The organism is Streptomyces sp. GDS52 (genome assembly GCF_052246875.1).
Classification (GTDB): domain Bacteria; phylum Actinomycetota; class Actinomycetes; order Streptomycetales; family Streptomycetaceae; genus Streptomyces; species Streptomyces cathayae.
Genome location: NZ_CM125966.1, coordinates 1,373,074 through 1,391,612, shown reverse-complemented (window position 1 = coordinate 1,391,612; position 18,539 = coordinate 1,373,074). Strand labels below are relative to the sequence as shown.

Here is an 18,539-nt window from a genome sequence, read left to right as displayed (position 1 = left end):
GGAAGATCTCCCCTCCTTGAAGGACGACCCCATGGGCCTGCTCAACCGTCGCCGCGCCACCGCTCCCACTCCGGCCGCCGACTCGGCCTCCGTGCCGAACACCGCCCGGTTGACCGGCATCTGGACCATCGACCCCGCGCACAGCAGCATCGCCTTCGTCGCCCGGTATGCCATGATCACCAAGGTCCGCGGCACCTTCGAAGACTTCGACGGCCGCCTGTACCTGGACGGCGAGCGGCCCGGGCGCTCCACCGCCGACGTGACCATCAAGGCCGCCAGTCTCCACACTCGCCAGAAGCAGCGCGACCAGCACCTGCGCAGCGCCGACTTCTTCCACGCCGAGGCCCATCCCACGTTGTCCTTCCGCAGCACCTCCGTGCAGCAGCTCTCCGCGGACACCTACCGCCTGACCGGCGGCCTGAGCATCAAGGGCGTCACCCGCCCGGTCGTCCTGGACCTGACCCACACCGGCACGGCGACCGATCCCTTCGGCAACGAGCGCGCCGGTTTCGAGGGCTCCACCACGGTCGACCGCACCGACTGGGGCCTGACCTGGAACAGCGTGCTGGAGACCGGCGGCGTGCTGGTCGGCGAGAAGGTGAAGCTGGAGCTCGACGTCTCCGCAGTCCGCGCCGCCTGACCACCGCCCCGCGAGCCTCAAAACGGCCGACCCGCCCACGCGCCACTGCCGCCGTACACCTCAGCGCTTCAGGCGACCACACCCAGTTCCGTGAGCGGTGTCGCCGGTACACGGTGCCGGAGGCCGAGGCGGTGAGCCTGTGGCACTTCGCGGTGAGCGTGTGGCCGGGGCTGCTGCAGACGCCGGACCACGCGCGGGAGGTGCCGGCAGCGGGCGGGAGTGGAGGAGCGGAGCTGGACCAACAGATCAAGGCCCGGATCGGGCGGCAGGAACTACTGGGTGGTGAAGCGTCACCTTCGTTTCGCACGATTCCTGCGGAGGCGGTTCTGCGTACACCGTTGCAGGACGAGGGGGAGTGGCAGGCTCAACTCGCCTACCTGGCTGAGGCGACCGGGCGGGAGAACGTGACGATCCAGGTGCTGCCCCAGAGGTCAGGGGTGCATGAACTCGTCGCCACGGACGTGTGGTTCCTGCGGCTCATGGACGGTCGCCCCGTGGCCCACACGGAGAAGGCGCACGGGGGCGAGCTCATCGAGGAAGACGCTCGGATCGAGCGCCTGCGGCGTGCCTACGATGTGGTGCGCGACAAGGCCATGTCCCCTGCCGAGTCGCGGAAATTCATCCTGTGCATGCGGCCGGTGAAGCCGACCACCGTCCCCGGGGGCCGCCGGGTGGTGTGGGGGACCTCCGAGGTACCGGCGCTGCGGGGCCGGAGACGGGTGGCTTGCCGAAAACCGTGAGCAGTCGGCGGACATGGGTCACTTGAGTGCTCACATGAGCGGTATCAGGACAGTAGTGGCCGAAGTGCTCACGACTTTGGGATGGTGTGTCCTCCCCGGGGGCGGACGTGTGTCCCGGCATCGTCACCTCGACGTTCCACCGCGCCCCGACGGCAGGCAGGATGACCCGCGCGACGCGCGTCGCCGCGAGAGCAGGGGAGTCCTTGCATGGCTGACCACTACCCGTACCGGATCGTGACCAGGAGAGAAGACCTGACGCTGATCTGGCGGCCCGGGGAGGGCGATGCCCTCGATGAGTTCGTCGTCGACGGCCTCGGAAGACTCCTCGCGTTCCACGACCTCGAGACGCTGCGGGAGTACTGCGAGCGCAACGATCGGGAGCTCATCCAGGAGGACGAAGCCGCTCTCGATCTGGCCGCCGTACGGCGGTGGATCGAGCGCCCTGACCCTGGTGCGGTGTCGGCAGGACTGCTGCTGGACGCGTGGAACTTCTTCGAAGACCTCTCCCGCAGCCTGCAAGCCGCCCCGTCTCTTCCCTCCCAAGGGCCCATCCACGACAGTGCCTACGAAAAGATCTTCGGCGGTGAAGCTCTTGAACCGACCGCTGGTGAGGGAGCCTGGACGGGCGAGGAGACCGCGGCCGTGCGCGCATTCCTGCGCGCGGGGCTGGTTCTCTGGGGGCGGGCCGTGCGGGGTGTGGCACCGGCCTGATCGAATCTCCGGAACTTTCGTACGCACTCAGCCCGACCGCCGCTGGGGTACCAGACCCGAAGCTGTTCCCCGCACCCGCGGGGAACAGCTCCACCACGGGCAGGTCATCACCGTGGCCCGCGTCGTCGAAGCTGCCCCCGAAGGCAAGGAATGACGACACCGGATGAGGAGGGGGAGGGGCATGTGAACGACGGGGTGAAGCGGCTGCCGGGGCTGCGGGTGGAGGAGCCGGGGAGCCCGCACGGCTCGCGGGGGCCGCAGCCGGTCTCCGTTTCGATGGTGGCGGTGCTGGCGATGGCTCCGGCCGCCGTGGAGATCGTGGGCTTCGTGGAGATGGCGGGGGAGTCTCCGATGCGCGGCGATGGTCCCGGCGTCGGGTTGCTGACGCTTCCTTTCCTGTTCTGCCTCGGTCTTCCCATGGCGTTCCTGGGCACGTTGTTCGGGGTGGTGCCGACGCTGTCGGTTGCCGCGTGGGCGGGGCGACGGTGTGCAGGGCGGCACGTGGAGTGGTGGATTCCGGCGGTGGCCGGTTGTTGGGCGGCCGCGGTCGCGCTGTGGCCGGCGGTGGTGGGGGACGGCCTGGAGACCTGGCTGTGGGTGTGGCTGTCCGGCACGGCGGCGCTGTCGGCGGTGACGCTGCTGACGCGCTGGGCCCTCACCCGTGGGCGCCCGTACGGGACGGTCGTCGGGGTCGGCCTGCTGTCGGCGGTCGCCGTGGTCGCCGTGGGGTCCTTGGCCTACGGGACCGGGCTGGTGGACGAGTACGCACCGCCCCGGGTCCACGCCTCGGAGCTGGTCGGCACCTGGAACGACGGCCATGGCGGCATGCTGCGGCTGGACGGGGAAGGGCGTGCGGTGGCCACCGGCACCTGGAGCGGAGGCGGAGTGGACTCGCCGGACGGGCGGTGTGAGGGCTCGGGCACGTGGAGGTTCGCACCGGACGACGACCCCTGGCTCCAGAGCGTCACCGTCGAGGTCGGCGACTGCTGGTCGGGGGAGTGGACACTGAGCGGCACGGGCGGCCACCCCAAGCTGAACTACCAGCTCGGAGACACGGACTCGCCCGAGTGGTACGTGCTCACCCGGTGAGAAGGGCAGGCGCGCCGATTGGTGCGCAGTACTCGCATCGAGCTGAGCGGTGCAGCCGGCCGGGCCGGCCGACTGCGCGACGGTGGTGACCGTGCCTGCCCGGTGGCCGCGACCGCTCACGGAATGCGTGCCGTTCCGAGCGCGGCAGCGCAGTCGTGCGGGAAGAGTCCTACGGCAGGAGGCCGTCCGTCTCCGTGAACACGGTGTGGGCCATCACCATGAAGCTCACGCACACGGCGATGGCCACACCGAGGAAGGCGAGCACCAACCCCGTCCCCGCGGCGAGCTTCCCCTGGGCCGGGGCGTGCGCCGTGGCACGCTCCGGGCTGTCGGCGAGGTAGTACACGGTGACGTGGTCGCCCACGACGACCGTCGACGGGCCGTTCGCCTCGTCGAAGCGGATGACGCGCCCCTCTCGGGTCGTGAACTCGTAGACGTGGTGCAGGGTGGTGCGCACGTCGGTGTCCCCCGCGCCGCCTCTGGTCCTGGTGTAGGTCCGCAGACATCGCCCCTGGGCCGTGAGGCCGTGGTCCCAGGCGCTGCTGACCTGCCTGCTGCGGCTGATGGTCCTGGCGGCCATGCCGGACACGCAGGCGATCATGATGACAGGTATGACGTAGAAAAGAGCTTCCACGAGTTCCCCCTCTGGTCCTGTCCGCGTCGGAGACGACCGGTACGGTGGGCGCCTGGTCACAGCGCCCGCAGGAGTGTTGCACGGAAGTTCCCCGCACCATGTCGGAAAGGTGCGCTCTCTCGGCACTCGCTCACGGAGTTTGTGCCTGATCCTGCTGAAAGTGAACGAAGCCATGCCAACTGTTCGCGGCGCCGAGGGCCGTCACACAGACGGGGCCGGGGCCTCCGGTGAGGCCGGGGCCTCCGGTGGGGCGGGGAGGGTCCGTCCCAGGCGGGCGAGTGGGGACAGGGCCATCAGCGCCGGTGACAGCAGCATGCCTGCGGCCGTCACCAGGAGGCTGGTGCGCGTCCCCCACGCTTCCGCGAGGAAGCCGCCGAGCAGCGAACCGAGCGGGGTCAGCCCCATGCCGACGAAGTTGATCGTCGCGGCCGCGCGGCCCTGCATCCCGTCCGGAGTGAGGGTCTGCCGGACGGCCATGAGCGTGACGTTCACCAGCTGACCGAAGGCCCCGAACGCGAAGCTGATCGCGAGGAGCGCGGGAACCGTCACCGCGGAGGAGCCGTGCAGTGCGGGGACGAGCAGGAACACGCCGTCGCCGAGTGCCGCCGCGGACACGAGCACAGCGCCGTGCCCGAACCGGCTCGGCAGGCGGGCGGCCAGCAGCGAGCCCAGGAGCGCGCCCGGCCCCGTCGCCGCGAGCACCAGTCCGACGGCGGCGCCCGGCAGGTGCAGGTCCCGCGGCAGGAACAGCAGGTAGACGGTCATCACAGCCGCGAAGAAGAACTGGAAGGCGGCTGACGCGAGGCACACGGACCGCAACGAGGTGTCGTCGGCGACGAAGCGGAGGCCCTCCTGGATCCGCCGCCAGACCCGGGGAGGACGTTCCGAGCGCTCCGGGACGGATTCGCGGCGACCGATCCGTCGGATCGACAGGAACGACAGCGCGAAGAACAGTGCGCTGGAGGCGGCGGCGATCGGCGCCGACAGCACGGACACCAACGCACCGCCGAGGGCGGGACCGCCGATCTGCGCCGCGGACCGGCTGCCCTCGAGCGCGCTGTTGGCCCGCACCAGCTGATCGCGTTTCACCAGCCGCACCAAGGAGGCCTGGTACGCCACGTCGAAGAACACGGACAGAGCCCCGACGGCGAAGGCGACCACGAGCAGCGCCGGCAGGCCGAGCCGGCCGAGGAGACCGGCCACGGCGGCGGCGCCCAGTACCAGGGCCCGGCCGACGTCCGTCAGCACCATCACCGTGCGGGTCCGCCACCTGTCCACCCACGCGCCGACGAAGAGCGAGAGCAGCAGAATCGGCGCCTGCCCCACCGCGCGCAAGGCGCCCAGCTGGCCGGCACCGGCATCGAGCGTCAGGACGGCGAAGAGCGGCAGAACCACCAGACACGCGTGCTCGCCCAGCTGGGAGGCGGTCTGGCCCGCCCAGAGCCTGCGGAAGTCGCCGTCCCGCCACAGACTTGGCGGAGCGGGGCGACCGGAATCGGACCCGGTGGAGGAAGAGGACGGCACAGGGACCCCTCGGATGACCGAAGACGAGAGCTGCCCACCGGAGCACGCCAGGTGCACCGACGGTTTCGGGCAGCGGGAAGGGAAGGCTCGCTGTGCCGCGCTGTGAGGGCAGCACGCGATGACGGGCCGCTCGCGGCCTCGGACGTCAACGCGTGCTCGGACGACCGACCATGTCCTCGCTCCTTGTGAGTCACTCGCTGCGCGAACACTAACTCCCGTTCGGCAGGGCCCGAAAGGCGATTAAGGACCGGGCGGGCGGCGGGAGGAGCCCGGCTGTTGGCGCCGGGGCACGAGGAGGGCGGCTCAGCCGGTCGCCCGGTCCCCGAGGCCGCCGAGCCGTGTGCGTGGAGGCCGAGCGCAACTCGGTGGCGTCCGGAGCGGAAGTCGGGAAGGCTTGCGCGCATGGTTTCGGTGGTGCAGAACGTGGCGATCGACTGTGCGGATGCCTATGGACTGGCCCGGTTCTGGAGCGGGGTGACCGGCCGTCCACTGCATCCGCAGGACAGGCCGGGCGACCGGGAGGTTCAGGTGCTGTTGGCGGAGGGCCCGGTGCTGCACTTCAATCAGGTGCCCGAGGCCAAGACGATCAAGAACCGGATCCATCTGTGTCTGCGCCCTGAGACCTCGCGCGAGCAGGAGGTGGAACGGCTGCTGGGTCTCGGTGCCACCTTTGTCGCCGATCACCGGAGCCCCGATGGTTCCGGTTGGGCAATCCTCGCCGACCCCGAAGGCAACGAATTCTGCGTTCTGCGCAGCGATTCCGACCGAGCCGCGATGAGTTCCTGACGGCTGCTGGTCACGCTGCTCGTGAGGCACTGATGGGGGACCGTGGTGGCATGGGAGAGCAGCGGTTCGACGTGTGGGCGGCCGGGGCCGCCCACGAGCGGTACATGGGCCGGTGGAGATCGTGTCCCGCCTCGTGGTGTAGGCAGCCTTGTTCGACGCGTTGCGGTGAGCCGCACGTCGGCCACCACCCCCATACCGGCGCGGCACGGTTCGCCGGGCAGCGCGCATCCCTGGGCGGTCCTGCGCTCAGGAACAGTCGAGCCAGTGGCCGGTCGGCCGGCGGCCTTCTGGGCGGCCCGGCCCTCCCTCAGCCGCCTGCATCCACGTCGTTGCGGGGTGCCCCGTCACCGACTGGCGGCAGGTCGCCGCGTTCGACGGGCCCGGTCGGCGCCGCGCCGCCGGCGGGCGCGGACGGCAGCAGCCCGGCGGCCTCCTCACCGGACGGCCGGTGGGCCTCCCGCGCCGCCTCACGCAGGACGTCGCGGGAGACACCCGCATCGCTCTCGAGCCGTACGACGTGGTCCTTCTTCTCCACGGCGTACTCGTGTGTCCCCCCTCCGGAGCGGTACCGGACTCCCTTCTCCTCCCACTCGCACGTCTGCTGCCCCTCGGCGCAGTCGGAGGCGGAGATCGTGCCCCGGTCGACGTACAGCCGCAGCTGCCCGCCTTCCTGCCGCGAGACGTACGTGGCGGAGAAACCGTCCCCGCCGTACACCCCGACGGACTGCGGGGCGAGCGCGAACCCGGGTGCCTCGATGACGTAGACGAGCTCCGGGGCGATGCCCAGCGCCCTGGCGCTGGTGGCGAGTTCGGCGGCGGGTGCTTCGGTGTCCCGCGTCTGTCCCGGTTCACTGCCGCAGGCGGCGAGCAGCAGAGGAACGAGCAGCAACGGCAGCAGAGGGCGCACGGCACGGGTCATGCGCCCATCCAACCGGACGCCGGCGACCGGCGTCCGGTTCCTTCAAGGCGCGGCCGGCGAAGCGGCCCCGGTCATGAGCCTCCGACTCGCGGTCCTGCTCCGGGAGCGGCGCTCAGCGGTGACGGCCACGGCGAGGGTGAAGCTCGCGGGGGGTGGGCCTGCAGGTACTGGCCTGCCCCGGGCGGCCCTTGAGGTGCGGTACCGCGTCCAGCAGAGGCGGCAGCCGGCCCGGGTTCCTGGGCCGCAGGGTCTGCACCGGCAGCAACGGCTCGATCCGCTCCCACAACCCGTCCGACACCAGCCATGGGGGGCCGTTCCCCTTCCCCATGGGCTGACCGACGAACGGGCACCGGGCCGAGACATGGCCTCAGGAGCTTTCGGGCAGCTCCTCCGGGCGAGGATGTCCATAACCGGGTGTATCGCGGGCCGGGCCCGCCCCGTGCGGCCGCCGGTCCCGCCGCCGACCCGCGCGTGGCGCGCGTACGGCTCCGAGGGTGACGTGTGTCGGCTGACCGCCTTTCAACTGCCCTGACCTGCAGCTGATATCGGCCACGTGGGCGAATTCGACCCCGGGTGGACGGGGCCGAGAACCTTGCCGTGGCCGGTTCCGGCCGGTCGATCGCCGGTGCGGACGAGGGCCGTCATGTTTGGCTTGCATGTGTCTTGACGGTCGCATAAACCATGGATATCCCACCCGGATAACTTCCTTACCCAGAACGGGACATGACGTCGCGTCGCGAACAACACGCATGAACCGGACCGATCGGCCTGCATCCTGCCCTGCCAGGGGAATGTGTGGTTAGATTGCGACTGCGCGGCTACCTGGAGTCGTCGCGCGGGGGATAGGGAGAAGCCCTTCAGTGTGGAAGGTTGCATTCTTTTCCTATTTAACTGTCTGAATTCCACTGCGGGTGTGTGTGGAGGTATCGGAAGCCGTCCAGACCTGATCCCGTTCGTGATTCGCTGAAATTTTTCATGAATCGATCAAGGCGGAGCTCTGTCGCCCGCAGTGCAGACAGTATGGCCGGCGGAATCTCTTGCGGATTCTGTGCGCGGCGGGCAGGTGCGACTCGGTGAGAAGTGCCTCCCGGTGTGCCGCGGTAGCAATGCCGTGCGGTGACTCATCCGGCATGAAAATGTGGGAAACAGCTGAGGAGTGGAATGTCTGAGATTACCGGCGTGGTTGCACGTGAAATCGTCGACAGTCGCGGCAATCCCACCGTCGAGGTAGACGTTCGCCTGGCCGACGGCTCCCTGGGCAGGGCCGCGGTGCCCTCCGGTGCCTCGACCGGTACCCGGGAAGCGGTCGAACTCCGCGACTCCGACCCCGCCCGTTTCCGCGGCAAGGGCGTCACGCGCGCGGTTGCCGCAGTGAACGGAGAGATCGCGCAGGCGGTGCAGGGGCTTCCGGCCGAAGCGCAGTCCACCGTCGACCGGCTGATGGTCGAGCTCGACGGGACGGAGAACAAGGGCAGGCTCGGCGCCAACGCGACGCTGGGCGTGTCGCTCGCGGTCGCCAAGGCTGCGGCCGCGTCGCACGACATGCCCCTGTACCGCTATGTCGGCGGCACTTTCGCGCATGTTCTCCCGACCCCGATGATCAATATCATCAACGGCGGTGCCCACGCTGACAACGCGCTTGATTTTCAGGAATTCATGATCGCGCCGGTGGGCGCGGCCTCGATGGCGGAGGCTGTCCGTATCGGTTCGGAGGTCTTTCACACCCTGAGGGACCTTCTCCGTGACGCCGGGCATAACACCAATGTCGGCGATGAGGGCGGGTTCGCGCCTAATCTGGCCACCGCGGACGAGGCGCTCGAGTTCATCGTCAAGGCCATCGACAAAAGCGGTTTCCAGCCCGGCAGTGAAGTGGCGCTGCTGCTCGACCCCGCCTCCTCCGAGTTCTACCGCGACGGGGCTTACCACTACGCGGGCGAGAACCGTGTCCGGTCGGTGACCGAGCATGCTGATTACCTGGCCGACCTGGCATCCCGGTTCCCGATCGTGTCGATCGAGGACGGTATGGCCCAGGACGACTTCGAGGGCTGGAAGTACCTCACCGACGCCATCGGATCCACGTGCCAGCTGGTCGGTGACGACGTCTTCTGCACCAACGTCCGCCTGCTCCAGGACGGAATCGACCGAGGCATCGCAAACTCGATCCTTGTCAAGGTGAATCAGATCGGCACCCTGACCGAAATGCTGGACACCGCGAACACGGCCTTCCGCGCCGGCTACTCCGTGGTGATGTCGCACCGCTCGGGCGAGACCGAGGACACGACCATCGCCGATCTCGCGGTCGCCCTCAACTGCGGTCAGATCAAGACGGGTTCGCTGTCGCGGGCCGACCGGACGGCCAAGTACAACCAGCTGATCCGGATCGAGGAGGAGCTGGGATCCGAGTCGGTCTACGGCGGAGCGAAGTTCTTCAACGGCATCAGCTGAACGCGGGAGCCACGGCCGCGGTCGTCGTGCACGGAAAGAAATGTCGAGAATGAGCATCCTCGTACTCCACAAATCCAACGTCAGCCGTCGCGGTCACCTGGCGAAAGCCGCAGAGTACGCGAAGAGGAACGGGGACCGGCTTCTTCTCGCCGTGAAGGATCCGACCTGGGAGAAGGAGTTCGCCGACGTCGTGGTGTCGGTGGACACCTCGGACATCGAGGCCTCGGTCGCCGCGGTGCGCGCACTCGCGGCGACCGAGCCGGAACCCGTCCGAGCCGTCGCGGCGTTCGTCGGGCACAGCGTGCCCGCCGCCGCCGCGGTCGCCGCCGACCTGGGACTTCCCTTCGTCGGCGAACAGGTGGCGCACACGCTGCGCGACAAGTACGCCATGCGCGAGGCCTTCTCCTCGGGGAACGTGCCGCAGCCGGTCCACGGTCTGGCCCGGACGCTCGACGAGGCCGTGACGCAGGCCGCCCGCATCGGCTTCCCGCTGGTGCTCAAGCCGCTCATCGACAACGACAGCGGCTACTTCCGGCGGGTGGACGACGTCGCCGAACTCACCGAGTACTTCCCGGTGGTGCAGCGCGGCGCCTGGTCCGGGATCGCGCACAACCCGCTCTACGACTGGATGGTGGAGACGTACGACTCGGCCATCCTGCTGGAGGAGTACCTGCCGGGCGCGGAGGTCAGCGTCGAGTCGATCGTCGTCGACGGCCGGGCCCACGTGGTCGCCATCCACGACAAGCCCGTCCCCATGGAGGGCCCCTACTTCGTCGACGTCCACTACGCGACGCCCAGCCGACTGCCGGCGGAGGTGCAGAAGCGGATCGTGGAGCTCACCGCCGCCTCGCACCGAGCCGTCGGCATCGAGACAGGTGCCGTTCACACGGAATTCCGGATCCAGAGCGACGGCACGCCGAAGATCCTGGAGACGGCGGCGCGCCTCGGCGGCGGACCGGTCTACCAGTCGGTTCTGCTGAGCACCGGGGTCGACATGGTCGAGGCGGTGCTCGACGTGGCGTCCGGCCGGACACCGGAGCTCACTCCCGAGCCCGAACCCACGTGTGCCGGCTTCTACCTGTTCTTCGCGAAGAAGGCCGGGCGGATCAGCGGGATCAGCGGGGTGGAAGAAGCCGTCCGTGATCCCCGTGTGCATGAGATCTCGCTCTACCGGAAGGTGGGGGACGCTGTTGATGTTCCGCCGCGCGTCTGGCAGTCGCATGGCCATGTGATCTTTACCGGGATTCTTGCAGAAAGCCCCGGCGTTCACGCCGGGGATGAATGCATCTCAAGACTGCTCTGACGTGCACTTCAGAGCGGACGTTTTTGCTGCTCGATGTACTGGTGGGCGATCGCCAACGGTGCTCCGCCGCACGATGCGGAGAAATATGAGGGCGACCACAGGTGCCCATGCATGATGGCGCGGTTGATCCGGCCGGTGAACTCCTGCCGTATCCGGCGAGCGGAGACGCCCTTGAGGCTGTTGACCAGCTTCGAGACGGCGACCTTGGGTGGGTAGTGCACCAGGAGATGGACGTGATCGCGTTCGCCGTTGAACTCCTTCAGCTCCGCTTCGAAGTCCTCACAGACCTTGCGCATGCTCTCTTCGCAGCGCGTCAGCATCTCGTCGTCGAACACCCCGCGCCGGTACTTCGTCACAAAGACCAAGTGCACATGCATCGCCGAAACGACGTGTCTGCCACGTCTGTAGTCGTTTGCCTGATCCATGAGACCAATCGTAGTAGGGTCTTGGGTGTGCAGCTCCGCTACAACTACCGGGCCTACCCCAATGCCTCCCAGCGCCGCGCGCTGGCGCGTGCGTTCGGGTGCGCCCGCGTGGTGTGGAACGACTGCCTGCGCGACCGGAAACAAGCGCACGCTGCCGGGCTGCCGTATGTGACGTCGGCCGAGCTGTCCCGGCTTCGCATCACCCAGGCCAAGCGCACCGAGGAACGCGCCTGGCTCGCCGACGTCTCCGCGGTCGTCCTGCAGCAGTCTCTGCGGGACCTGGATGCCGCCTACAGGAACTTCTTCGGCAGCCTCAAGGGCAAGCGGCAGGGCCGGAAGGTCGGCCCTCCCCGCTACAAGTCGAAGAAGGACACCCGGCAGTCGATCCGCCTCAACACCAACGCCTTCTCCCTTCAGGACGACGGCACGGTGTATGTGGCCAAGGTCGGCCATCTCAAGGTCACATGGTCGCGTCGGCTTCCGGCCGCACCCACGTCCCTGACCATCACCAAAGACAGCTCCGGCCGGTACTTCCTCAGCTTCGTCGTGGACACCGAGCCGGACATCCTCCCCGAGCTGGAGGCGGAGTCCGGTCTCGACCTCGGCCTGTCCGCCTTCGCGGTCCTGTCCGACGGGACGAAGATCGACAGCCCGCGTTTCCTGCGCCGGGCCGAGAAGAAGCTCAAGCGTCTTCAGCGGGAGCTGTCCCGCAAGCAGAAAGGGTCGAAGAACCGGGCCAAGGCCCGCATCAAGGTCGCACGCCGGCACGCGCGTGTGGCGGACCGGCGCCGGGACTGGCACCACCAGGCATCCACACAGATCATCCGCGACAACCAAGCGGTGTACGTGGAAGACCTCGCGGTGTCCGGTCTCGCACGCACCCGGCTCGCCAAGTCCGTGCACGACGCGGGATGGTCCGCATTCGTCGGCATGCTGGAATACAAGGCGGTCAAGCACGGGCGTACCTTCGCCAGGGTGGACCGGGCCTTCCCCTCCTCGCAGGTCTGCTCGGCCTGCGGATTCCGGGACGGCCCCAAGCCCCTGCACGTCCGGCAGTGGACGTGCGGCCAGTGCGGCACCGTGCACGACCGCGACCACAACGCAGCCCGCAACGTCCTGTTCGAAGGACGCCGGATCGTCGCCGCCGGACGGGCGGAGACGCTAAACGCCCGTGGAGCGCCGGTCAGACGGGCACCCGTGCCCGCACAGCGCGGTGAAGCAGGAAGCCCCCGGAAGGGTCAGACGACCCAGGCCGGAATCCCTGGACTTTAGGCCAGGGAGCACGTCAAATCCAGCTCGAGTACGCGCTGCCCGTCTTCACCGGGAGTGTGCAGAGCCCGTCCCTCGTCGGTGTTCTGTTCACCGTCAACGCGATCGCCGTGGTGCTGCTTCAGGTTCCGCTGAACCAGTACACCAGCAAGATCAGTAGCTCCGCGCTGGTCATCTGCGGCGCTCTCCTGCTCATGACGACCAGCTTCGCCGCCGCCTCGCTGGGATCGGTGGGCAGCCTGGTGGTGTCCGTTCTGCTGTTCTCCGCCGCGGAAGTGCTGATCGATCCCCGTATCGACAGCGAGATGGCCAACACGGTTCCCGCGCACCGGCGCGGCATGGCCTTCGGCTTCATCGGCACCGCCATGGCCGTCGGCGGAGCCTGCGCCAACGGACTGGCTGCCTGGCTGTCCACGGACGAGGGCGCTCCGGAGCGGCAGTTCTGGCTGCTGCTCGTCGCGGTGAGCGCGGCCTTCGCCGCGGTTCTCTACGCCGCCTCGTGGGCCACACGCACCCGGGGCGCAGCGAGGACGAGCCACGGCATGAGCTCTGCCTCGTCGGTCTAGAGGACTCGTGAGGATCTTGGGTTCCGGCCCCGCCACGTGAGCGGCGGGGCCGGACCCCCCGGGGCCCTGCCTCCTGTTCGGCAACCCCTGTGCAGCTCCCACGAACAGTCCGACGAGCACGCCGCCCCCTTCTGAGCAGCCACCGTCTCGAACCACGCGTGGCTCTCCGTGGAGTTCCGGTGCTCGGCCACGTCGGTATGCCGGAGGCCGGCACCCGAGCGCCTGCGGGAGGAGTCGGATCAGGCGGAAGACCGGAAGAGGCAGGCGGTCCTTCGCGAGGTTGCCGAGGAGACCGGCCTGCCGACAGCCGTGGTGAGCCGGCTTCTTCCTCTGACCGCGTCGGCGGTCACGTGCGCCAAGCAGGTGATCAGGATGCCGGCGCTACCGGCGGTGTGGTGGTGGGGGCGGGGGCGGGAGGGTGGTGACGTCGGGGGCGGGTTCGGGCCAGACGAGGAGGACGGGGCAGGGGGCGTGGTCGACGATGAAGCGGCCGGCGGGACCGAGACTGCGCGGTCCGAGATGGCTGCGGTCGCCGTCGCGGGCGAGGACGAGCAGGTCGGCGTCTTCGGCGGCGGACACGACTTCCCGCTCGACGCGGCCGGTGCGCTCGACACGGTCACAGGGACGCGCCAGGCGCTGTGCGGCTTCGGCGAGGAGCCGCTCGGCGGAGGCGGTGGCCAGGTGCTCGACCGCCGTGCCGGGGTCGCGTTCGGGACGGCCGCCACGGCCGAGCAGCCCGGCGAAGGCGCCGTGTGCGGCGCCGGGGGCTTCGGGGCCGGTGACGTGCAGCAGCACGATCCCGGCGGCCTCGGGGGCGTGGCTGCGGGCGGCGTCGACGCAGGAGGGCCAGGTGCCCTCGGTGATCCAGACGATGACTCGCACGGTGATCAGCCTCCGATGACGGTGAGTGAGACCCACAGTGCCACCACCGCGAGCAGCAGGGCGGCGGGCACGGTGCACAGGCCGAGCCGGGTGAACTCACCGAGTTCGACCTCACTGTCGTGTGCGCGCACGATGCGCCGCCACAGCAGGGTGGCCAGGGAGCCGGCGTAGGTGAGGTTGGGGCCGATGTTCACCCCGAGCAGCATCGCGAGGACGGCGCCGGGCCCGGACGGCACGGTCAGGGGCAGCAGCACCAGCACGGCGGGCAGGTTGTTGATGAGGTTCGCCAGCACCGCGGCCAGCGCCGCGACGGCGAGCAGGGCCACGAAGCCGGTTCCGTCCGGGACGAGACGGCCCAGGCCGGTGGCGAGGCCGTTGTCGACGACCGCGCGGACCACGATGCCCAGGGCCAGGACGAAGGCGAGGAACGGGACCGCGGCGGCGCGCACGAGGGCGGTGGGCCCGGTGCGGCGCTGCGCCAGAGCGCGCACGGCCAGCACGACGGCGCCGGCGAGGGCCGCCCAGGCGGGATTGACCCCGAGGGCGGAGGTCAGGACGAACCCGGCCAGGGTGCAGGCCACGGTGGCCAGGGCGAAGACCGGCAGCTCGCGGGGCGCGGCGGTGGGGGCCGTCCGGGCTGCTCCGGCGTCCAGGTCGGTGGCGAAGAACCGGCGGAAGACCACGTACTCGGTGGTGACGGCGACCAGCCAGGGCAGGGCCATCAGGGCGGCGAAACGGGTGAAACTCAGTCCGCTGGCGGCGAACGCGAGCAGATTGGTGAGGTTGGAGACCGGCAGCAGCAGTGAGGCGGTGTTCGACAGGTGGGTGCAGGCGTAGACGTGCGGCTTGGGCCGGGCGCCGAGCCGGGCGGCGGTGGCGAAGACCACCGGGGTGAGGAGCACGACGGTGGCGTCCAGGCTGAGCACCGCGGTGATCACCGACGCGGCTGCGAACACCTGGACCAGCAGGCGGCGCGGGCGGCCCGCGGCGGTACGGGCCATCCACGCTCCGCACGCATGGAACAGGCCCTCGTCGTCGCAGAGTTGGGCCAGGACCAGGACGGCGGCGAGGAAGCCGATCACCGGTCCGAGCCGCGCGGCCTCCTCTCGGGCGTGGTCGAGCGAGATCGCTCCGGTGGCGATGACCACGCCCGCGGCCGGGACGGCGACGACCGCCTCCGGCCAGCCGAACGGGCGGACGACGGCGCACGCCAGCACCGCCAGGAGCAGAACGACGGAGACGGCCTCCGCCAGCGGGGAGCTCACGATCAGATCTTCTCCCAGCCGTGCGAGACGGCGGCCGGGCATCCGCCGGACGGTGGATCACCGGGGTACGCCTGGCTTGTGGCCCGTGGTGCCCGGCCGTGTCTTCCGCATCCCCTTCGACGTACTCGACGACCTCTCACCCACTGGAGGCCCGGTGGTGGTCCGTCTTGCCGTCGGGCAGCCGACGCCGTCCCCTGACTCCTCGCGGGGCATGAGCACATTCCCGGAAAGTGTTCACGCCCCGCTCAGCTGAGACCGGTGAGGACACAAGCGCCCGAAGTGTCGACGGTTTCCGCGGACCTCCCTGGCCGCCACCGCCACCACCGTCGGCGGGCAGGCGGTGCCGGGGTCACAGGATGACGTCGGACCACTGGTCGAGGACGTCGTCGCCGCTCAGGGCGACGGGTTCGCTCGCCGTGCCGTCCAGCTGCTGCTCGGCCCAGATCACCTTGCCGGTGGCGGTGTACCGGGTGCCCCAGCGTTCGGCGTAGCGGGCGACGAGGAACAGGCCGCGTCCGCCCTCGTCCGTGGCCGCCGCCTGGCGCAGGTGGGGCGAGGTGCTGCTGCCGTCGGAGACCTCGCAGATCAAACGGCGGTCCCGCAGCAGGCGGACGTGGATGGGGACGGTGCCGTGGCGGATGGCGTTGGTGACCAGTTCGCTGAGGATGAGTTCGGTGGTGAAGCCCGCGTCCGTCAGGTCCCATGCCGCCAGCTGCCGGGTGACGTCGGCGCGGACGCCGGACACGGCGGAGGCTTCGGGGGGCACGTCCCAGTCGGCGACCCGCTCGGGGTCGAGCACCCGGGTGCGCGCGACCAGCAGGGCGACGTCGTCGTTCCCGCGGTTCGGCAGAAGGGCGTCGAGCACCGCGTCACAGGTCTCCTCGGGAGTCCGGCCGGGGTGGGACAGCGCGCCGCGCAGGATCTCCAGACCGACGTCGATGTCCCGGTCGCGGCTCTCGATGAGCCCGTCGGTGTAGAGGACGAGCAGGCTTCCCTCGGGCACCTCGAACTCCGTGCTCTCGAAGGGCAGGTCGCCCAGGCCCAGCAGCGGACCGGCGGGCAGGTCGGGGAAGGTCACGGTGCCGCCCGGACGGACCAGGGCGGGGGGCGGGTGGCCGGCCCGGGCCGCGCTGCACGTGCCGGAGGCCGGATCGTAGACGACGTACAGACAGGTGGCCCCGATGATCCCCTCGTCGTCGCCCTGGTCCGCCCGCTCCCGGTCGAGCCGGGCCACCAGGTCGTCCACCCGGGCCAGCAGTTCGTCCGGCGGGAGGTCGAGGGTGGCGAAGTTGTGCACCGCGGTACGCAGCCGCCCCATGGTGGCCGCCGCGTGCAGACCGTGCCCCACCACGTCCCCGACCACCAGTGCCACCCGGGCGCCGGACAGCTCGATGACGTCGAACCAGTCCCCGCCCACCCCGGCCTGGGCCGGCAGATAGCGGTGGGCCGCCTCCAGCGCGCTCAGGTTCGGCAGGTCACGGGGGAGCAGACTGCGTTGCAGGGTGACCGCCATCGTGTGCTCGCGGGTGTACCGGCGGGCGTTGTCGAGCGCCACGGCGGCCCAGGCGGCCAGCTCCTCCGCGAACAGCACATCGCTCTCGTCGTACGGCTCCGCCCGCTCCGAGCGCCAGAAGTCCACCGAGCCCAGGATCGTGCCGCGGGCCTGCAGCGGTACCGCGATCAGGGAGTGGAAACCGTGTCCCAGGAACTCCTCCGCGCGGTCGGGGGCCAGGGTCCGCCATCCCTGGGCGGTGTCCAGATCCGCCTCCAGCACCGCGTGGCCGCTCTTCACGCACCGTGCCTGCGGTGTGGCGTCGGGGAAGCGAACCGTTTCGCCCACCGTCATCAGCGGCAGGCCGTCGTGGATGGTGCTCACGCCGGCCCGCCGCATGACGGTGCTCCGCCCGGTCGGCTCCTCGCCGCTCAGCACCTCCTCGACCAGGTCGACGGTGACCAGGTCGGCGAAGCGCGGAACCGCCACCCCGGCCAGTTCGTGGGCGGTGCGCTCCACGTTCAGGGAGGAGCCGATCCGCGCCCCCGCGTCGTAGAGCAGGCTCAGGCGCTCCCGGGAGGCCTCGGCGTGACCGGACAGGGCCCGCAGCTCCGTGGTGTCCCGGAGCGTCACCACGCTCCCGGCGCCTCCGGCCTCGGGCGCTGTGCGCCGCTTGTTGACCGCCAGCAACCGGTCGCCCGAGAGGACCACCTCGTCGGTGGCCGTCCGCTCCGAGGCCAGCAGTTCGCCGATGTCCGGGCTCAGCCCCAGGTCGGTGACCTTCCGGCCCTCCGCGTCCGGCGGCATGTCCAGCAGCCGCCGCGCCTCGTCGTTGGCCAGCACCAGCCGCCCGTCGCTCCGTATGATCAGCACGCCCTCCCGCACCGCGTGCAGCACCGCGTCGTGGTGGTCGTACATCCGGGTCATCTCCACCGGACCGAGACCGTGGGTCTGACGCAGCAGCCGCCGGCTCACCAGGGCGGTGCCGCCCGCGCAGATGGCCAGGGCCACGCCCGCGGCCCCCAGGATCACCGGGAACTGCTGGGCCGCCATGCCCGCCACCTTCTGGACCGTGATCCCGACCCCCACAGAGCCGACCGGCGTCCCGTCGGGCTCGGTGACCGGGGCGTACCCGACCACCGAGCGCCCCTTGACGGTCTCGATGGTCTCTGTCAGAGGGGAGGTCAGCGGCTTGATCGGGCTGGTGACGGCCTTCCCGATCAGCGAGGGATCGGGGTGTGTGTAGCGGACCCCGTCCTTCGAGTACACGACGACGAGATCCACGTCGGTCGCCCGCTCGATCCGCTCGGAGAGCGGCTGCAGGGCCTTGCCGGGGTCGGGACCGGTCATCGCCGCCAGCGTCTGCGGGGAGTTCGCGAACGTCGTGGCGACGGCCAGGGAGCGGGTCTGGGCCTCGTGGAGGCTGTCTCGCCGGGCCTGGAACACGAGGGCGACCAGCGCGGCGGTGATGATCAGGGTCACGACCAGGACCTGAAGCACGAACACCTGGCCGGCCACGCTGCGGACCCGGAGCAGGGACCGCAGCCGCCCGGGGGACCGCAGCCGCCCGGGGGGCCGCACCGGCCGGGAACCCTCGCCGCGCCGGTTCCACCGCCGGTCCGGCCCGGCGCGTGCGGTCCGGCCCCCGGACAGGCGGGGTGATGCGAGGGGAGGGCGACGGGGATGTGCGGTCACTGCATCGTTCGCCTCCTCGGGGCAGTGGCGTCCCGGCCGTCCACGGCCACCCGTCCGCCGGCCGGGCGGCGGGCAGGACCAGCGGCGCGCGGCCTCCGCGACGTCGTGTCCGGCGAGCGGACACCGGGACCATCACCCCGGACATCCTTCGCAT

At 70.2% G+C, this 18,539-nt stretch carries 16 protein-coding genes; 9 read left to right on the top strand and 7 right to left on the bottom strand.

Annotation, left to right across the window (positions count from 1 at the left end):
* Positions 1-31 precede the first annotated feature (31 nt).
* From ACTWJ9_RS06215 to ACTWJ9_RS06200, 4 genes are all read left to right on the top strand, one after another.
* Complete coding sequence (locus tag ACTWJ9_RS06215) at positions 32-640, top strand: YceI family protein (RefSeq protein ID WP_443295304.1); 609 nt, start codon at positions 32-34, stop codon at positions 638-640.
* A 113-nt stretch (positions 641-753) separates the two neighbouring features.
* Positions 754-1,380, top strand: a complete 627-nt coding sequence (locus ACTWJ9_RS06210) for a DUF5753 domain-containing protein (protein ID WP_443295303.1) — start codon at positions 754-756, stop codon at positions 1,378-1,380.
* Positions 1,381-1,587: 207 nt separating this feature from the next.
* Positions 1,588-2,091: a hypothetical protein gene (locus tag ACTWJ9_RS06205; RefSeq protein WP_387041809.1), complete on the top strand. Its 504-nt coding sequence runs from the start codon at positions 1,588-1,590 to the stop codon at positions 2,089-2,091.
* A 150-nt stretch (positions 2,092-2,241) separates the two neighbouring features.
* A complete protein-coding gene (locus ACTWJ9_RS06200) occupies positions 2,242-3,180 on the top strand; it encodes a hypothetical protein (RefSeq protein WP_443295302.1) in 939 nt (312 codons plus the stop codon).
* Positions 3,181-3,349: 169 nt separating this feature from the next.
* On the opposite strand, the gene ACTWJ9_RS06195 is transcribed toward ACTWJ9_RS06200, so the two are convergent.
* Positions 3,350-3,814, bottom strand: a complete 465-nt coding sequence (locus ACTWJ9_RS06195) for a DUF3592 domain-containing protein (protein ID WP_443295301.1) — start codon at positions 3,812-3,814, stop codon at positions 3,350-3,352.
* A 201-nt stretch (positions 3,815-4,015) separates the two neighbouring features.
* Positions 4,016-5,338 (bottom strand): MFS transporter, encoded by a 1,323-nt coding sequence (locus tag ACTWJ9_RS06190; protein WP_443295300.1) that lies wholly within the window; start codon positions 5,336-5,338, stop codon positions 4,016-4,018.
* Between the two features lie 402 nt (positions 5,339-5,740).
* Here ACTWJ9_RS06190 and ACTWJ9_RS06185 point away from each other — a divergent pair, with 402 nt between their 5' ends.
* Positions 5,741-6,124, top strand: a complete 384-nt coding sequence (locus ACTWJ9_RS06185) for a VOC family protein (RefSeq protein WP_443295299.1) — start codon at positions 5,741-5,743, stop codon at positions 6,122-6,124.
* Between the two features lie 307 nt (positions 6,125-6,431).
* Here ACTWJ9_RS06185 and ACTWJ9_RS06180 read toward each other — a convergent pair whose 3' ends face one another.
* Positions 6,432-7,043 carry a hypothetical protein gene (locus ACTWJ9_RS06180; RefSeq protein ID WP_443295298.1) on the bottom strand — a complete coding sequence of 204 codons (612 nt, stop codon included), beginning with the start codon at positions 7,041-7,043 and terminating at the stop codon, positions 6,432-6,434.
* Between the two features lie 1,161 nt (positions 7,044-8,204).
* Between ACTWJ9_RS06180 and eno the strand changes: the two genes are divergently transcribed.
* Entirely contained in the window at positions 8,205-9,488 is a 1,284-nt protein-coding gene (gene eno / locus ACTWJ9_RS06175) for a phosphopyruvate hydratase (protein WP_443295297.1), read from the top strand.
* A 49-nt stretch (positions 9,489-9,537) separates the two neighbouring features.
* Positions 9,538-10,791: an ATP-grasp domain-containing protein gene (locus ACTWJ9_RS06170; protein WP_443295296.1), complete on the top strand. Its 1,254-nt coding sequence runs from the start codon at positions 9,538-9,540 to the stop codon at positions 10,789-10,791.
* A gap of 8 nt (positions 10,792-10,799) precedes the next feature.
* Here ACTWJ9_RS06170 and tnpA read toward each other — a convergent pair whose 3' ends face one another.
* Positions 10,800-11,216 carry an IS200/IS605 family transposase gene (gene tnpA, locus ACTWJ9_RS06165; protein ID WP_443295295.1) on the bottom strand — a complete coding sequence of 139 codons (417 nt, stop codon included), beginning with the start codon at positions 11,214-11,216 and terminating at the stop codon, positions 10,800-10,802.
* A gap of 27 nt (positions 11,217-11,243) precedes the next feature.
* Here tnpA and ACTWJ9_RS06160 point away from each other — a divergent pair, with 27 nt between their 5' ends.
* Together ACTWJ9_RS06160 and ACTWJ9_RS06155 are read left to right on the top strand one after the other, a co-directional pair.
* Positions 11,244-12,488 (top strand): RNA-guided endonuclease InsQ/TnpB family protein, encoded by a 1,245-nt coding sequence (locus tag ACTWJ9_RS06160; RefSeq protein WP_443295294.1) that lies wholly within the window; start codon positions 11,244-11,246, stop codon positions 12,486-12,488.
* Positions 12,489-12,505: 17 nt separating this feature from the next.
* Complete coding sequence (locus ACTWJ9_RS06155) at positions 12,506-13,051, top strand: MFS transporter (RefSeq protein WP_388702312.1); 546 nt, start codon at positions 12,506-12,508, stop codon at positions 13,049-13,051.
* 381 nt (positions 13,052-13,432) lie between these two features.
* On the opposite strand, the gene ACTWJ9_RS06150 is transcribed toward ACTWJ9_RS06155, so the two are convergent.
* The 3 genes from ACTWJ9_RS06150 to ACTWJ9_RS06140 form a co-directional block, all read right to left on the bottom strand.
* Positions 13,433-13,933, bottom strand: a complete 501-nt coding sequence (locus tag ACTWJ9_RS06150; protein WP_279333188.1) for a universal stress protein — start codon at positions 13,931-13,933, stop codon at positions 13,433-13,435.
* 5 nt (positions 13,934-13,938) lie between these two features.
* Entirely contained in the window at positions 13,939-15,198 is a 1,260-nt protein-coding gene (locus tag ACTWJ9_RS06145) for an SLC13 family permease (RefSeq protein WP_443295293.1), read from the bottom strand.
* A 349-nt stretch (positions 15,199-15,547) separates the two neighbouring features.
* Entirely contained in the window at positions 15,548-18,271 is a 2,724-nt protein-coding gene (locus ACTWJ9_RS06140; protein WP_443295292.1) for a SpoIIE family protein phosphatase, read from the bottom strand.
* Positions 18,272-18,539 lie beyond the last annotated feature (268 nt).